The sequence below is a fragment of the Trichocoleus desertorum AS-A10 genome (assembly GCF_039962155.1).
Classification (GTDB): Bacteria; Cyanobacteriota; Cyanobacteriia; order FACHB-46; family FACHB-46; genus Trichocoleus.
The window spans coordinates 182,635-197,211 of the sequence record NZ_JAMPKN010000006.1 but is presented as its reverse complement, the minus strand read 5'-3'; the positions used below and the strand labels follow the sequence as shown (position 1 = coordinate 197,211).

General features: G+C 50.6%; 13 protein-coding genes and 1 tRNA gene. 10 read left to right on the top strand and 4 right to left on the bottom strand.

All coding sequences use genetic code 11. The features are described from left to right. Nucleotides 1–34 precede the first annotated feature (34 nt). Together NDA01_RS11635 and NDA01_RS11630 are read right to left on the bottom strand one after the other, a co-directional pair. Entirely contained in the window at nt 35–259 is a 225-nt protein-coding gene (locus NDA01_RS11635) for a hypothetical protein (RefSeq protein WP_190439189.1), read from the bottom strand. A gap of 218 nt (nt 260–477) precedes the next feature. Further along, complete coding sequence (locus NDA01_RS11630) at nt 478–1,212, bottom strand: 2-phosphosulfolactate phosphatase family protein (protein WP_348228062.1); 735 nt, start codon at nt 1,210–1,212, stop codon at nt 478–480. A 146-nt stretch (nt 1,213–1,358) separates the two neighbouring features. Between NDA01_RS11630 and NDA01_RS11625 the strand changes: the two genes are divergently transcribed. From NDA01_RS11625 to NDA01_RS11610, 4 genes are all read left to right on the top strand, one after another. Then, nucleotides 1,359–1,940, top strand: coding sequence for a thioredoxin family protein (locus NDA01_RS11625; protein ID WP_348228061.1), 582 nt, complete (start codon nt 1,359–1,361; stop codon nt 1,938–1,940). Nucleotides 1,941–2,427: 487 nt separating this feature from the next. Then, on the top strand, nt 2,428–3,111 hold the full coding sequence (locus NDA01_RS11620; protein ID WP_190439202.1) for a Crp/Fnr family transcriptional regulator: 684 nt from the start codon (nt 2,428–2,430) through the stop codon (nt 3,109–3,111). Between the two features lie 117 nt (nt 3,112–3,228). After that, complete coding sequence (locus tag NDA01_RS11615; protein ID WP_348228060.1) at nt 3,229–5,016, top strand: M61 family metallopeptidase; 1,788 nt, start codon at nt 3,229–3,231, stop codon at nt 5,014–5,016. A 124-nt stretch (nt 5,017–5,140) separates the two neighbouring features. Beyond that, nucleotides 5,141–5,620, top strand: coding sequence for a tellurite resistance TerB family protein (locus NDA01_RS11610; protein WP_190439207.1), 480 nt, complete (start codon nt 5,141–5,143; stop codon nt 5,618–5,620). Nucleotides 5,621–5,813: 193 nt separating this feature from the next. Here NDA01_RS11610 and nadA read toward each other — a convergent pair whose 3' ends face one another. Continuing rightward, nucleotides 5,814–6,785 (bottom strand): quinolinate synthase NadA, encoded by a 972-nt coding sequence (nadA, locus tag NDA01_RS11605; RefSeq protein ID WP_348228059.1) that lies wholly within the window; start codon nt 6,783–6,785, stop codon nt 5,814–5,816. Between the two features lie 157 nt (nt 6,786–6,942). On the opposite strand from nadA, the gene NDA01_RS11600 reads away from it, so the two are divergent. From NDA01_RS11600 to cobA, 5 genes are all read left to right on the top strand, one after another. After that, nucleotides 6,943–7,299 (top strand): hypothetical protein, encoded by a 357-nt coding sequence (locus tag NDA01_RS11600; RefSeq protein WP_348228058.1) that lies wholly within the window; start codon nt 6,943–6,945, stop codon nt 7,297–7,299. Nucleotides 7,300–7,750: 451 nt separating this feature from the next. Further along, nucleotides 7,751–8,680: a TIGR04168 family protein gene (locus NDA01_RS11595; RefSeq protein ID WP_348228057.1), complete on the top strand. Its 930-nt coding sequence runs from the start codon at nt 7,751–7,753 to the stop codon at nt 8,678–8,680. A gap of 107 nt (nt 8,681–8,787) precedes the next feature. Next, a tRNA-Ser gene (locus tag NDA01_RS11590) sits at nt 8,788–8,872 on the top strand. 107 nt (nt 8,873–8,979) lie between these two features. After that, nucleotides 8,980–9,834 (top strand): DUF72 domain-containing protein, encoded by an 855-nt coding sequence (locus NDA01_RS11585; RefSeq protein WP_348228056.1) that lies wholly within the window; start codon nt 8,980–8,982, stop codon nt 9,832–9,834. Nucleotides 9,835–9,999: 165 nt separating this feature from the next. After that, nucleotides 10,000–11,661, top strand: coding sequence for a uroporphyrinogen-III C-methyltransferase (cobA, locus tag NDA01_RS11580; protein WP_348228055.1), 1,662 nt, complete (start codon nt 10,000–10,002; stop codon nt 11,659–11,661). Nucleotides 11,662–11,669: 8 nt separating this feature from the next. Here cobA and NDA01_RS11575 read toward each other — a convergent pair whose 3' ends face one another. Further along, nucleotides 11,670–13,235: a glycoside hydrolase family protein gene (locus NDA01_RS11575; RefSeq protein ID WP_348228054.1), complete on the bottom strand. Its 1,566-nt coding sequence runs from the start codon at nt 13,233–13,235 to the stop codon at nt 11,670–11,672. A 505-nt stretch (nt 13,236–13,740) separates the two neighbouring features. On the opposite strand from NDA01_RS11575, the gene NDA01_RS11570 reads away from it, so the two are divergent. Beyond that, nucleotides 13,741–14,571 carry a tetratricopeptide repeat protein gene (locus NDA01_RS11570; RefSeq protein WP_348228053.1) on the top strand — a complete coding sequence of 277 codons (831 nt, stop codon included), beginning with the start codon at nt 13,741–13,743 and terminating at the stop codon, nt 14,569–14,571. Nucleotides 14,572–14,577 lie beyond the last annotated feature (6 nt).

Below are 14,577 nucleotides of genomic sequence, written 5' to 3'. Positions count from 1 at the left end.
CAAGACCTTGCGGATTGAGTCCAAAGTATTACAACTAGCTCTTGAAGCGAAATCTACAGCGGAAGCTATCATCCCAATAGTGCTGAGCGGAGCTGAAGGTAATGGGTAGCGTTTGGACTAAAGCGGTTAGTTCCTCTAGATTGCTGTAGAGCTTGCTGGTAAAATGCGGACTCTCTAGCCAGTAAAACTCTTGATCATTAATGGTTTCTGTTTTTAAGAGACAGCCTCTAGATACAACCAAATCAGAAACATTATTCATGGTGGTTCGAACCGTCACGTAACCGGTATTGGTTTCCAATTGTCATCATCTAATGACTCATGGGTGCAACTCATCAGCAAAGCAACTGACTTCTCTGCGCTGAATGATGGATGTTTGGTTGCTCACCTTTTGATCCTCAACCACTGCCCAAAGCCGATAAATTCGATTGGCAGGCAGTGGCTAGATTGAGCCAGCCCTAGAGCTAGCAGCAGATGCAGTTACTTGCTAACCAAGACTCCAATCTCTCGCTGAATTGGCAATACATCCAAAATGTCCGTTGTAGCGCAGTACTTCAGATCTTCATGGCAATTGAGACGGAGGAGACGTTGACCGTGGCTAGCGTGGTGCAGTAGTTCTAGTAAGCGGTCTTGCCATTGCGTATAAAGCGCGATCGCCGCAACTACTTCATCATTGCCCGCCAACTCATCCAGCTTGGCTCCACTTTCCGTCCAGACCGTATGCGCGATCGCCCCAGCACAGACCGTATCTTCCAACGAATAACTACCTTCCCAACCAGAACCCGCAATCCAGACCGTTTCTGGTTGTTGCGCTAGTAGATAATTAGCCACTGCGCGACGATTGATCAGCGCCCCCGCCAATACCGTCTTCGCCTTCTGCACCTTTTGCAGACACCGAGTGCCATTAGTTGTGCTGATGAACAACCGTCGCCCCTGAACGCGAGCAGCAGTGCAGTCCAACGGAGAGTTACCCATATCGAATCCTTCCACCGTTGCACCGCCCCGCTCCCCAGCACGAATTCGCTGCTCAGCAGGCCATTGCTCACTCACTTGCAGCAACTCTGACAAGTCACTAAACACTTGCACCGCCTCCGCACCCTCCGCCAAGGCCGTCGCCATTGTGCTGGTGGCTCGCAAGACATCAATCGCGATCGCGCAATCGGGAATTGCGTCAGACGGAACCAACTCAGGCGTGTGATAAACAAATAGCTTCATGATCAATCGGGCTACAAAACAAAGACGACGTGGCTTCTAATTTTTACCGTTTCTCTAGAGCACATTACAAGCCATTGGCTCAACTTCCCAAGCGAAGGCGTTAAGATGCCAAGGGTGTTCAAGATGAATTGTAAGGAGTTGATCACATGGCCCGCACCGCTTCTACCATGCTGGCACTAGGCACCCAAGCCCCAGATTTTCAGTTGCCCGATGTCGTGTCTGGTCAAACCATTTCCTTATCCACCTTTGCTGACAAACAAGCGCTACTCGTCATGTTCATTTGTCAGCACTGCCCCTTCGTCAAGCACATTCAAGACCAACTTGCTCAACTCGGCCAAGACTACGCCACCCAAAACCTCGGCATCATCGCCATCAGCGCCAACGACGCCAAGAAATACCCCGATGACGGCCCCGACTCCCTCAAAACAATGGCCCAAACCCTTGGATTCACCTTTCCCCTGTGCTACGACGAAACCCAAGCGATCGCCAAAGCCTACACCGCCGCCTGCACCCCCGACTTCTTCTTGTTTGACGCTAACCGCCAACTGATCTATCGCGGCCAACTCGACGACAGCCGCCCCGGAAACGACAAACTCGTTACAGGCCAAGACCTCAGAGCCGCGATCGACGCTGCCCTAGCCAACCAACCGATCAACCCTGACCAAACACCCAGCATCGGCTGCAACATCAAATGGAAGCCAGGTAACGAACCTGCTTATTACGGTTAAAGCCAAAAAAACACTTTTGGAGGGGGTCCGGGGGACGCAACCGTCCCTCAGCGGGGGTTTGGGGGCGGGTGCCCCCAAGGGCTCGGATTTAGTCAAAGTAATCTCATCAAACCCATTGATCTTTCACACTGAGAAACACCAACAGCCCGTCCACCAAAGCATCAAATATTTCTTATTTCAAAAATATTCTTCAGGGTGCTTCATGAACCTTAGCAACAGACTCTCACTCAAGCCCTCAACCGCAAGCTGTAACATAGAGAGAACAGGTTAGACAGCAAAAACTAGGACTTTAACTCCTAAACTCTGCTACCTAGCGATCGCTAATATTACCGAGACCCACACTCAAGAATCCGTAAATTCCCGCTTTAGCTACATCCACCCGCCCTATCATCGTAGAGAGGAACAGCATCTTCACTGCTCCCTCTAGAGCCTCGGTTTTCTAGTTTTGAATTGCTGCTAATCCTACGTCCTATCCTAAAGATCCTTCATGCAGACTGAAGCTTTTAACGAGCTTTTTCCTCTCTTTAACGCCGCCAACCCCGAAACCTTGGAATGGCTCATGTCCATTGCCACAGAACACGACTACCCAGCGGGCCGTGCGGTTTTAATGGAAGACGCTTGGGGTAACGCGGTTTACTTTGTGGTTTCCGGTTGGGTGAAAGTGCGTCGTCACGCTGGAGAAGATGTGTTGACCTTGGCAATTTTGGGTCAAGGGGACTTCTTCGGTGAAATGGCCATCTTGGACGAATCTCCCCGCTCCACCGATGTCATCGCTCTCTCAGCCGTTCAGCTAATGAGCATCTCGGCCCAGCGATTTATCCAAACCTTATTCAAAGACTCCCAGCTTCACCATCGCATGCTGCAACTGATGGTGCGACGGCTGCGGCAAACCAACATCCGGTTTCAAATGCGGCATCAGCCTCCTGCCGTCAAACTCGCCAATACCCTCGTTTCTCTGGGCGAAAATTACGGTCAAGCCTCTAACAAAGGCACCGAGATCTTCAATATTCCCTTTCAAGACTTGGCAGACGTGGCTGACATTGGCGTAGAAGAAACCGCCAAGATTATGGAAAAACTCAATGACAAAGGGTGGATCAAAATTGACTCAGCGAACCAAGTAGTTCATTTGGTGCATCAGAAACAACTGGCCCATCTAGCTGGCAAAGCCTAAACCGCCAAGTTTTGCAGAATGACCTACCCTGAAGGGATGGGTTGAGTAATGCCTTAGGCTCGCTAGAGCTGCTAGCTCAAACCCTTGCTGACACTTCTTGCTGCTTAACTATCCACTATGACTGAAGCGACGCAGACGCGCCCTAGCAACTCACCCCGCACCAACCTGGAGATTCGCTACCAGGTGGCAATGCCCAACCCCCAAACTCACCTGTTTGAAGTCACCTTGCAAGTACAAGGATGGGCCTCAGCAGTTTTGGATCTAAAGCTACCTGTCTGGACGCCTGGTTCCTACTTGGTGCGTGAATACGCCAAACATCTGCAAAACTTTAGCGCGACAGGTCAAAAGGCTTTGCCTTGGCGCAAAGTCAGCAAAAACCATTGGCAAGTAGACACGGTGGGTCAGTCAGAAATTACCGTTCGCTATCGCGTCTTTGCCAACGAGCTATCTGTCCGCACCAACCATCTAGACGGTACCCACGGCTACTTTAACGGAGCTGCGCTGTTCTTCTACCTGCCCGGATTTGAGCACCAACCGATTCAAGTTGCGATCGCCCCTCCCTCCCCCAACTGGCAAGTCGCGACTCCACTCCCTACCGTACCAAGTCAAGTCAATACCTTCTACGCGGCTGATTTTGACACTCTAGTCGATAGCCCGTTTGAAATTGGCACCCATGCCCTGTACGAATTTGAAGCCCAGGGTAAGCCTCATCAACTCGTGATTTGGGGCCAAGGCAATACAGACCCTGAGCGGATTATTCAAGACACACAAAAAATTATCGACGTAGAAGCTGAGCTATTCGGTGGCCTACCCTACGACTCCTACCTATTTTTGCTACACCTATCCCCCCAAGGCAACGGCGGCTTAGAACACAAAAACGCTTGCTCGCTCAACTACCCCCGCTTTGCCTTCCGCGCGAAAGAGAAGTATCAGCGGTTCATGCAGTTAGTCGCGCACGAATTCTTCCATTTGTGGAACGTCAAGCGGATTCGGCCTAAGGCACTAGAAGTATTTGACTACGAGCAAGAAAACTACACCACTTCACTGTGGTTTAGCGAAGGCACCACCAGCTATTACGACCTCAACATCCCCTTCCGAGCTGAGATTTACGACGCCAAAACCCTGCTCAGCAACTTAAGCAAAGAAATTACCCGCCTGCAAACCACACCTGGTCGGCAAGTCCAGCCCGCCAGTGAATCCAGCTTTGATGCCTGGATCAAGCTGTATCGCCCCGACGCCAACAGCGCCAACTCGCAAATCTCCTATTACCTCAAAGGCGAAATGGTGTCATTCTTGCTGGATCTGCTGATTCGGCAACGGCATGGTAACCAGCGATCGCTCGACGACGTGCTGCGACAAATGTGGCAACAGTTTGGCAAAGACGAAATTGGTTTCACACCAGAGCAGCTAAAAGCCACCTTAGAAACCGTCGCCGACACCGACTTATCCGACTTCTTTGCCCGCTACGTCGATGGCACTGAAGAACTCCCTTTTGATACTTTCCTAGAACCCTTTGGCTTGCGCTTGCAAACCGAGAACGAAAGCGACGATCAACCCCCATTCTTAGGTTTAACGGTCAAAACCGAAAATAGCCGCGAACTGATCAAGTTTGTCGAGACAGGTTCACCTGCTCAACAAGCAGGGATTGATGCTGGAGACGAATTGCTAGCGATCAACGGCTTCCGGATCAGTGCAGATCAACTGAGCGATCGCCTTAAAGACTATCAACCCGGACAAAGCGTCGAGATTACCCACTTCCATCAAGACGAGCTACGCAGCAGCACCGTTACCTTAGCGGCACCCCGCCCTACCCGTTACCAGATTGTCGCAGTTGAAAACCCCTCAGCCACTCAAGAACAAAACTTTGCGAGTTGGTTAGGAGTTCCACTCAAAGCGATCGCCTAGCTCAATCCCAGAACTCATTAAGAAGCACATCAACTCCTTCAGCGTCTCAGGAGTTGTATGTTAGCGTGAGGGCAAGCATTTGATGTTTGTCCACTTCTTGACGCTTCCCGATGGGAGGGAAACTATGCCGACTCAACCGCCTCCATCCATTACCCCTCGCCAGATGAATCTGTTGCGAGCTGTGGCTTCAATGGCTTGGTCTGACGGCCACCTGGCTACCGAAGAAATTGACCTCATGCTCGACCAATTCAGCCGCTTGTTTGCCAACGACCCTAAACAGCAGCAGAGATTGCAACAGGAATTGCGAGACTATCTACTTCAAAACATTCCCCTAGAAGAGATCATCCCAAAACTCGATCGACAGGAAGAACGCGAATTAGTGCTACGCCTAGGCTACGAAGTCATCCGCTCCAGCGCTCGCACCCCCAACGAACCGGAAATCAACGAAGAAGAAGCCAAAGCCTACGAACGCCTAAAAAGCCTACTAAACCTGTCACCCGACGCCGTCCAGCGAGTTGAAGCCGAAGCCCAAACCAGCCTCGAAACCCAAGACGGCATTGTCGAGCTGTTAGTCGTGCAAATTCAGCACTTTATTAATGGGTAGAGAACCTAACCCCCCAGCCCCCTTCCCTAGAGGGAAGGGGAGCCAGAAGTTAAGAGGTAAGACCCCAAGCCTCGAAACACTGCCGTTACGTTCGTTTAGAGGGGGTCTGGGGGACGCAACCGTCCCTCAGCAGGGGTTTGGGAGCGAGTGCCTCCAAGGCTCGGATTTCTCAAAGATATTTAACTAAAGACGTTTAACTCATCTCCAGCATCCGCTGAATTGGACGCAGTGCTCTTACCCGCACATCTTCCGGTAACGTAATCTCCGGCGATCGCTGCTTCATCGCCAAATACAACTTCTCCAGCGTATTCAACCGCATGTGTGGGCACTCATTACAAGCACAGTTATTCATGGGTGGTGCAGGAATAAACCGTTTCTGAGGCGCTTGCTTCTCCATTTGGTGAATAATCCCTGGTTCCGTCGCCACAATAAAAGATTGGCGATCGCTTTGCTCTGCATACTTCAGCAATGCCGTAGTCGAACCAATGTATTGAGCATGACGCAACACAGCAGGTTCACATTCCGGGTGAGCAATTACTTCCGCGTCGGGATGCTCCATCTGCAACTGCACAATCTTCTTCTCAGAAAAAGTTTCGTGTACCATGCAGCTTCCTTGCCACAGCACCAAATCTCGCCCAGTTTGGTCCATTACATAGCGGCCTAAGTTGCGATCGGGTGCAAAGATGATTGGTTGGTCTTCAGGAATTTGGCGCACAATCTTGACCGCATTGGAGCTGGTGCAGATAATGTCGCTCATCGCCTTAATCTCAGCGGTGCAGTTAATGTAAGACACCACTAAATGATTCGGGTGGGCCGCTTTGAACTCGGCAAAGGCTTGGGGTGGGCAACTGTCTGCCAAGGAACAACCTGCGTCCAAGTCGGGAAGTAACACCAACTTGTTAGGGTTGAGAATTTTGGCAGTTTCCGCCATAAAGTGGACCCCGGCAAACACGATCACATCCGCATCAGTTTGGGCAGCTTGTTGCGAAAGGCCCAGTGAATCCCCTAGGTAGTCGGCGACATCCTGAATGTCTGGGTCTTGGTAGTAGTGAGCCAGAATAATGGCGTTTAGTTCTTGCTTCAGCGCTTGAATCGCTGCGAACAAGTCTTGAGGAAAAGCGGTGGATGGGTTGGAGCGTTGCTGAGGAAGGGCAGTGGTAAACACAGTTGCAAGCCGCCTAGAGTGCAAAGAAGTGTGAAGTATCCTATTGTACTTCAATTATAGTATTTTCTACCAAAAGGCAAATACAGTATTGCTTCTCTAAATTGCACCATCACTGAGAATAAAATTTTATTATATGATCTCACTCTCAAGTAAAAACATGACTGACCTGCCTTACTGGCTAAAATACCTTGTAGAAGGAACTCACGCAGTATTCAGCGTTGATGCAGTTTACGAAGATAACTACTTTATCCTGTGGGCACTTTTGGAGCCTTATCCAAAGTTGGATGTGTTTTGTAAGCTTACGAAGGGAGTGCAGTTGATGGTAGTCGTCTACCCTAATACTCATGAGTACAAATTGGATTTTGAATATAACAATCTGAGTTTATGGGAGACACGCGATTCGGAAGAGCCTGCCGTTAAACCAATAGGCACATTTCAAGAATTTTTTAAGTGTTTAAATGAACTAGTTTTTATTGCTGAGGAGCTAGGTTGGACTTCTGAAAAATATGTTTAATACATAAACCCTGGTAAACTCTGCCATCTGAAATTGTATTTTATGTTGAAGAAAATCCTGAGCCTAAATTATTTAAAACTTCTAAGTTTGAGGCTTAGTTAAGCATTGGCTTCTAATTAGACTGCTTTCCTGAAGGGCTCATAGCTTCAGCAAACAACTGTATTTTTAGACTTGAAATCCTCAGAAATGATTTATATTTAATTTTATTTCTAGAACAGAATTGCGTCGCTCCCAAAGAGCTGAATAGTAATGCTTATGTCACCTATTAATTCAGTTAGCTAGAACTATCAGGTGATCGCACCACTCATCTCTCATTTACAACCCTCAGCCACTTGCCTACAAAATAGACCTTTTTACAACTCTGCCCTAAAGTTCTGTTAAAAAGCCCGATGCTTGCCTATCCTGGAAAAGGGTTGTTTTAGTCAACCCCTAGCGACGAAAAGGAATAGGCATGAGCAGTCAGAGCGATCGCAACCAAACTATCAAAATTGCAGTGATTGGCGATGTCCACGATGCTTGGGAAGCTGAGGATGGGCAAGCCCTGAAGCACTTAGGCGTGGATTTAGCGCTCTTTGTGGGCGACTTCGGCAATGAATCCGTGGAAGTGGTTCGGGCGATCGCTGCCGTAGACTTACCCAAAGCCGCAATTATGGGCAACCACGATGCTTGGTACAGCGCCTCTGACTGGGGTAGAAAAAAGTGTCCCTACGATCGCACCAAAGAAGACTGGGTGCAAGACCAGCTAGACCTGCTCGGTGAAACCCATGTCGGCTACAGCAAACTCGATTTTCCCGCTTTTAACTTAACTGTGGTGGGTAGTCGTCCGTTTAGCTGGGGTGGTTCCTCCTGGAAAAACGAACAGTTTTATCGCGATCGCTATGGAGTGACCAGTTTCCAAGAATCCACTGCCAAGATTTTAGAAGCAGTCCAAAGTACAGCTTACGAAACGGTGATTTTCTTAGGTCACTGCGGCCCTACCGGACTCGGCGATCGCCCAGAAGACCCTTGTGGCCGAGATTGGATGCCCATTGGGGGAGATTATGGCGATCCTGACTTTGCTGCCGCGATCGCTCAAAGCCATCTTCTTGGTAAAGCAGTCCCCTTGGTTACGTTTGGGCACATGCACCATAATCTCCGTCACACCAAAGAGCGCTTAAGAACGTCTATTTATGAAGACGCTAAAGGCACCATTTACCTCAACGCCGCCAACGTGCCTCGGATTAAGCAGGCAGAGGGCGATCGCTTACGCAATTTCTCTTTAGTTTCTCTGCAAGCGGGAGTGGTAGAGCAAGCGTCTTTGGTTTGGGTGAATCAAGATTTTGAGGTGGTTTCAGAGCAATTGATGTACCGCAAAACCAATGCCGTAGCCGAAGCAGTGTAGGAAAAATACCGGATTGCAACAAAAACCTAACAGTTTGCAGCCGAACGGGTTAGAATATTCTTCGGTTTGGGTTCCTCTAAATGGATTGGCACCTTAACCAAACGCCTGGAGAGGTGGCAGAGTGGTCGAATGCGCTCGACTTGAAATCGAGTGTCTCGAAAGAGACCGTGGGTTCGAATCCCACCCTCTCCGTTTTAACTACTTGCTCTAGAGATTCCAGACGTTCCAGGCTTGAAAAGCGAAAATGTGAAGCGGGTCTTAGTGAATCCGGAGGGAGGTTTCAGTCTAGGATCAAAAACATGAACTTTTTTCTAGGCTGTGCCGTTTGGGCTTACAAAGATTGGGTGGGTGACTTGTTTCCTGCCAAGAGTCGTCCTACCGATTTTCTGCAACTTTATAGTCGCCGCTTCACCACGGTTGAAGGCAACACCACGTTTTACTCGGTGCCTGATGCGGAAACGGTAGCTCGATGGGCGGCTGACACACCCCCTGGTTTTGAGTTTTGTCTCAAGCTACCCCGCGACATTACTCACCAAGGTTTGCTAGCACCCCAAATTCCCGCAGCCTTAGGCTTTCTAGAACACATGCAAGGGTTGGGCGATCGCTTGGGGCCAATGTTTGTGCAGTTGCCACCCAGCTATAGTCCTGCTTGGATTGATGACCTCACTGCCTTTCTCCAGGCATGGCCACGCAAAACAGCGCCTCTAGCTCTGGAAGTGCGCCACCTGGATTGGTTTAAGCCAACTCATGCCACCAAACTTACTGCGATTCTGGAGGAGTTGGGCGTGGGACGAGTTTTGCTTGACACTCGCGCTGTCTACAATGGCTCTAATGATCCGCAGCTCAACTCGGAACGACGCAAACCTAAACTTCCCCTCCAACCTAGTGTGACCGCTCCGTTTAGTTTGGTTCGCTTCATCAACCATCCAGAGCGCGAAGTTAATGAGGAATATTGGGCGGAGTGGGTCACGCATGTAGACCAGTGGCTACGTCAAGGCACTCGCGTTTATTTCTTTATGCACTGTCCTCAAGAGGCGCAATCGCCCGGTTATGCCCGAGCCTTTCAACACTTGCTGGAAAAACAAGGCGTACCCGTCCCTGTCTTACCGTGGGATAGCTTCGACCAGCCGCCCGCCCAACTTAGCTTGTTTTAGCTGGTATCAGCACTTGCACGATTTAATGAACACGAAGCGGTCACATAGAGAACCTAACCCCCTAACCCCCTTCCCTATAGGGGAAGGGGGAACCAGAACCATACGAGGGATATGGGGAACCAAAAGCTCCTCCCCGAAACGGAGAGAGGTTGGGGAGGGGTGAAGATGATTGAGCAGGGAGGCAAAGTTTATCTAGTGGGTTCGGGGCCAGGGGATGTGGCTTACCTGACGGTGCGCAGCTACCAACTGCTGACGCAAGCTGAGGTGCTGGTTTACGATGCCTTGGCCGAGGAAGAGTTACTGCAATTCGTCCCAAAGAACTGCTTGAAACTGAATGTGGGCAAGCGGGGTGGGCAACCGAGTACACCTCAAGCTGAGATCGATCGCCTGTTGGTGGAGCATTGCCTGCAAGGAAAACAAGTAGTGCGATTGAAAAGTGGTGATCCGTTTATCTTTGGTCGCTCTACTTCAGAAATTCAGGCTTTGGTTGCGGCTGATTGTGCGTTTGAAGTCGTGCCAGGGATTTCTTCTGCGATCGCGGCCCCTTTATTTGCAGGCATTCCCCTCACCGATGTAACCTTGAGCCGCTGCTTTGCTGTCGCCACCGCTCACGACCTAGAAGCACTCAATTGGTCTGCTTTAGCTCAAATCGAAACCCTCACTTTACTAATGGGTGGCAGAAACTTAGCTGAGATTGTGGCGCGGTTGCAGCAACAAGGAAAATCATCCGATACCCCGATCGCGATCGTGCGCTGGGCAGGACGACCCCAGCAACAAGTTTGGGTGGGCACCTTGGCAACCATTGTGGCGCAAACAACAGGGGTGTCTCTGTCTCCTTGCGTAATTACCATTGGTGAAGTTGTGGGACTACGGGACTACCTGCGATCGCCCATAAACAGGCAGAATGATACACAGCCAAACTCTGTGAACGGTTTGGTGCTGCATTCTCTGTTACCTACAACTGAAACTGTGGTTAGCACTCCTGAACAAGCCCTAACAACCCCACTGCCCCTCGCGGGTAAGACCGTTTTAGTGACTCGCTCGGTGGGTCAGTCGAGCGAGTTTTGCGATCGCTTGCAAGCCATTGGTGCCCAAGTGGTAGAAATGCCCGCTTTGGAGATTGGTCCACCGTCGAGTTGGGATGAGCTGGATCAAGCGATCGCCCAGCTCTCTACCTTTAACTGGCTGGTGCTCACCTCAACCAACGCTGTGGATTACTTTTTTGAGCGTTTGGCCGCTCAAGGCAAGGATGCGCGGACCTTGGCAGGAGTCAAAATTGCCGTAGTGGGCCAGAAAACCGCTGCCAGCCTGGGGCAACGTGGCCTGAACGCAGATTTCACTCCACCCGATTTTGTCGCAGATTCCTTGGTGACTCACTTTCCCGAAGCTAGCCTGCAAGGTGCAAAAATTCTATTTCCTAGAGTTGAGAGTGGGGGGCGAGAAGTCCTGGTGAAAGAATTCACCGCTCAAGGTGCGGAAGTGGTGGAGGTAGCGGCTTACCAGTCGGGTTGCCCTGGTGCGATCGCCCCTGCTGCTCTCAATGCTTTACAACAGGGTTCTGTGGATATCGTCACCTTCGCTAGCTCCAAAACCGTGAAACATTTCTGCCAGCTCGTCGAAGCAGCCCTAGGACATTCATTTCTGATTGACGAACTCCAAAGGGCCTGTATTGCTTCCATTGGTCCCCAAACTTCCAAAACTTGTCTAGAACGCTTTGGCCGAGTCGAGGTTGAAGCGCAGGAATACACTTTGCCAGGGCTAACTCAAGCGATCGCTCAATGGGCCAGTACGGGGGCCACAGAGAGGGCCAGAGAGAACCAGCCCTAGCTCTGTCTCTACCTCGCTTTACAAGATTTGCGATCGCGGTCAGACTGAGGTTCTTGCCAGGAATAGGCAAAGTGGCTCACTGCGTTAATTTGTGGAGCAGCTTGGCGAATCGCTTGCATCTGAAGTTCCAGAGACGGACGGTTGCCAAGAGACTGTCCCCACGCTCCTGCGATCGCCGGGGTAATTCTGGTCCCTGGAGGAGACATACTCACCACCCGCCGCACCAAAGACACCACACAGCTAGGGTCACCACAAACGCCGTAGGACATTGGGTGCCACTCGATCGAAGTTGGGAAGCGTTCCCACGGCTGCAATCGAGAATCAAACCCTTGCCCAATTGTCTGATTGCCATCCGGGAAAAAGACAGCTCCCGACGCAATTCCTTGCTGTTGCACTTGTGAGATCGCCAGGTTCAAGAAGTCTACAATTCCTTGCAGCGCATGAGCGACTGTCAAGAGCCACAACTCCTGTTGCAGCACGGGTTGGCGTTGGGCGGCGGGCAATGCCTTAAGTAATCTAGAGGGAGTGCGCCCCTGCCACATCGGCTCTGCCTCTTGCGGATACAGCTTATCTGCCGCAGCTACATCGCCCGCCGTAATATACCCGCGCCCCAAGAATCGTCGCATTAGCTCTAAACCTTTATTGTTCAAAGCGCGTTGATATAGAGCCTGCTGGGCTGAGTCGCCATAGATCCATAAGTCTTTAACTTTACTGGAAATCGAAGCGGCACCTGTGCCTCTGGGATAGCGAATGTAGTCAAACAGCACCCCGTCTGGACGGCGACGGACTACCGCTTGCACCATTTGGTAGTAATCTTGTTTGGCTTGAATACTATAAGGATCGATAAAAGTTTCATCTGCAATCACCACCCCCGTTTCCCCGTTGGGGTCAAAAATACTGCGGGTGGTCGTTGTCGTCTCGCCGCTGCCATTGCGAGCGATCGCTTGCTGACGATCGGGACGTTGCGAGTAAGAATAGCCAAAGTTCATCGTGAACATCCAGGCATAGACTTTCAGCCCTCGCTCACGGCCCTTCTGGATTGCTTGCGCTAGCAAATCAGCTTTTTCCGAACCTGGAACTCGGACCACTGAAGGCCAAGCTGTGGGATTCTCCGCCATTGGCAACAAGACTTGCCCGTTGTAGAAAACTTCTACATAGACTTGGTTGTAGCCACGATTGATGATGCGATCCATGACGCTTTCTAGCGCCCCTGGCTGGAGATCGCAGGGATAGAGGCGCAACCAAACGGCTTGTGTTTGCGGCCAAGTACGGCTACGGCACTGCTGCATTTGAGCTGCATGCTCACGAACTAAAGCTTTGTAACGCTCTTTAGCTTTCTCTTCCCCTTTCATGGCTGCTTGGCGAGCTGCTTCTTTTTGCGCGATCGCCTCGGCTGAAAGCTGACAGTAGGCTGCTGCTTGGGCTTGAGGGGGTTGGGTCCAGACGGTTTGGCTGATGAGGCTGGTTGTCAAGGCAGCAGTAGCTACAAAACCGCGGTAGTAAGACTTCCAAGAGGGAGGCTTGGGAATTTGGCTCTGATGACATACAGAGGGCAACAGTCGCGAAAATCTCATGGAAAGGTGGAACACTCCTTCAGACGCACAAGAACAGGACTAAACAAAACTGGCTTGATGCAGCCCACGGCAGTTCAAATTCTTCAACCAATTCACTGATTGAAACAAAGTATTCCCATAAAGTTCCCTGCTCTAGGCTGAGGCACAACCCCAAGCTGGACGTTAAGAGCAATTAAATAGAATTGCATCAGCAGACATCTTAAACCATCCTGGTTCTGTGAACTGAGAAACTCTTCTTTCAGCGCGTCGCGCTCTGGTTCCTAGCTGGCAGAGAACCATCAGAATTGAATCGGGTCAGTGAGCGGTTGGTGAGCGATCGCCTTACTTCACTTTTCTCGGGCTTTGCCTATTACGGCGTATAACCGTGGGCTGACTCACAGGGTGCAACAGTCTCTCTTTTGCTCGGTGAACTAGCTGCGTGAGTTCGGTAGATTGGTAAGCAAATAATAAATATTTATCAGACGAGACATCGCAGCGAGCCGATTTTTAGCAAGTGGAGACAACTATGACTAGCAGTGGCATCCAACCTTTTAACCACCCCTCTGAGGCTGATGACCTTACGACCGCGCCATCCCACTTGGACCATGCAGAAAGTCATACTTTGGCTGAGCAACTCGGCACAGATCCAGTCACAACGACAGTTGCGGCGGCTGTGAGTGGTGGTGTCGCAGGCGCTGCGATTGGACGCTTATTTGCGGGTCGCGTCGGAGCCACGATCGGTGCTGTGGTGGGAGGTATTGCTGGAGCGGCCATTAGCAATGACGACAGCCCAAGTACCACCCATGCCATCGAAGGAGTAGTTAGCACTGTCAAGGATGCTTCTGAACAAGTTAAGACTTCTGCAACTCATATGGCTGACTCAGCTCAGGAGGTTGTTCAGTCATCTCAAGCGAAGTTAGCTGACACGGCTCAGACAGCTAAACAAAAAGTGCAGGAATCTCAAGCTCAACTCACTAGCGCTGCTAGAAAAGCTGCTGAGCACCTACGCCAGCAACAGCAACCGCAACAGGCAACGCATGGATCTCATCACTTCAGCTTGGAGCAAACCTACGAGCTTTCGGCTGAAATGCATTATCAGATTGGTGTTGCTCTAGGGCGACAAGGAAAACTAGATAAGGCGATCGAGGAATTTCAAGAAGCGCTCGATCTGGCTCCTGACTCTGCGGAAACTCATTACAACCTAGGTGTAGCATTGAGCAAGCAAGGAGATGTGGATCAAGGTTTAGATCACTTGCAGCACGCCGAAGAGCTGTGTTTAGCTCACGGTAATCCTAAGGGAGTCAGGCTGATTAAGCGGGCAATTAAGCGGATAGACCAGAGTTTGGTGTCGCATTAGTCTTGT

What these genes read in the sequence shown, in the direction of transcription:
- NDA01_RS11570 (WP_348228053.1), top strand. Translation starts at nt 13,741, where the DNA reads ATGACTAGCAGTGGCATCCAACCTTTTAACCACCCCTCTGAGGCTGAT.
- cobA (WP_348228055.1), top strand. Translation starts at nt 10,000, where the DNA reads ATGATTGAGCAGGGAGGCAAAGTTTATCTAGTGGGTTCGGGGCCAGGG.
- NDA01_RS11585 (WP_348228056.1), top strand. Translation starts at nt 8,980, where the DNA reads ATGAACTTTTTTCTAGGCTGTGCCGTTTGGGCTTACAAAGATTGGGTG.
- NDA01_RS11635 (WP_190439189.1), bottom strand. Translation starts at nt 259, where the DNA reads ATGAATAATGTTTCTGATTTGGTTGTATCTAGAGGCTGTCTCTTAAAA.
- NDA01_RS11595 (WP_348228057.1), top strand. Translation starts at nt 7,751, where the DNA reads ATGAGCAGTCAGAGCGATCGCAACCAAACTATCAAAATTGCAGTGATT.
- NDA01_RS11620 (WP_190439202.1), top strand. Translation starts at nt 2,428, where the DNA reads ATGCAGACTGAAGCTTTTAACGAGCTTTTTCCTCTCTTTAACGCCGCC.
- NDA01_RS11600 (WP_348228058.1), top strand. Translation starts at nt 6,943, where the DNA reads ATGACTGACCTGCCTTACTGGCTAAAATACCTTGTAGAAGGAACTCAC.
- NDA01_RS11610 (WP_190439207.1), top strand. Translation starts at nt 5,141, where the DNA reads ATGCCGACTCAACCGCCTCCATCCATTACCCCTCGCCAGATGAATCTG.
- NDA01_RS11615 (WP_348228060.1), top strand. Translation starts at nt 3,229, where the DNA reads ATGACTGAAGCGACGCAGACGCGCCCTAGCAACTCACCCCGCACCAAC.
- NDA01_RS11625 (WP_348228061.1), top strand. Translation starts at nt 1,359, where the DNA reads ATGGCCCGCACCGCTTCTACCATGCTGGCACTAGGCACCCAAGCCCCA.
- NDA01_RS11630 (WP_348228062.1), bottom strand. Translation starts at nt 1,212, where the DNA reads ATGAAGCTATTTGTTTATCACACGCCTGAGTTGGTTCCGTCTGACGCA.
- NDA01_RS11575 (WP_348228054.1), bottom strand. Translation starts at nt 13,235, where the DNA reads ATGAGATTTTCGCGACTGTTGCCCTCTGTATGTCATCAGAGCCAAATT.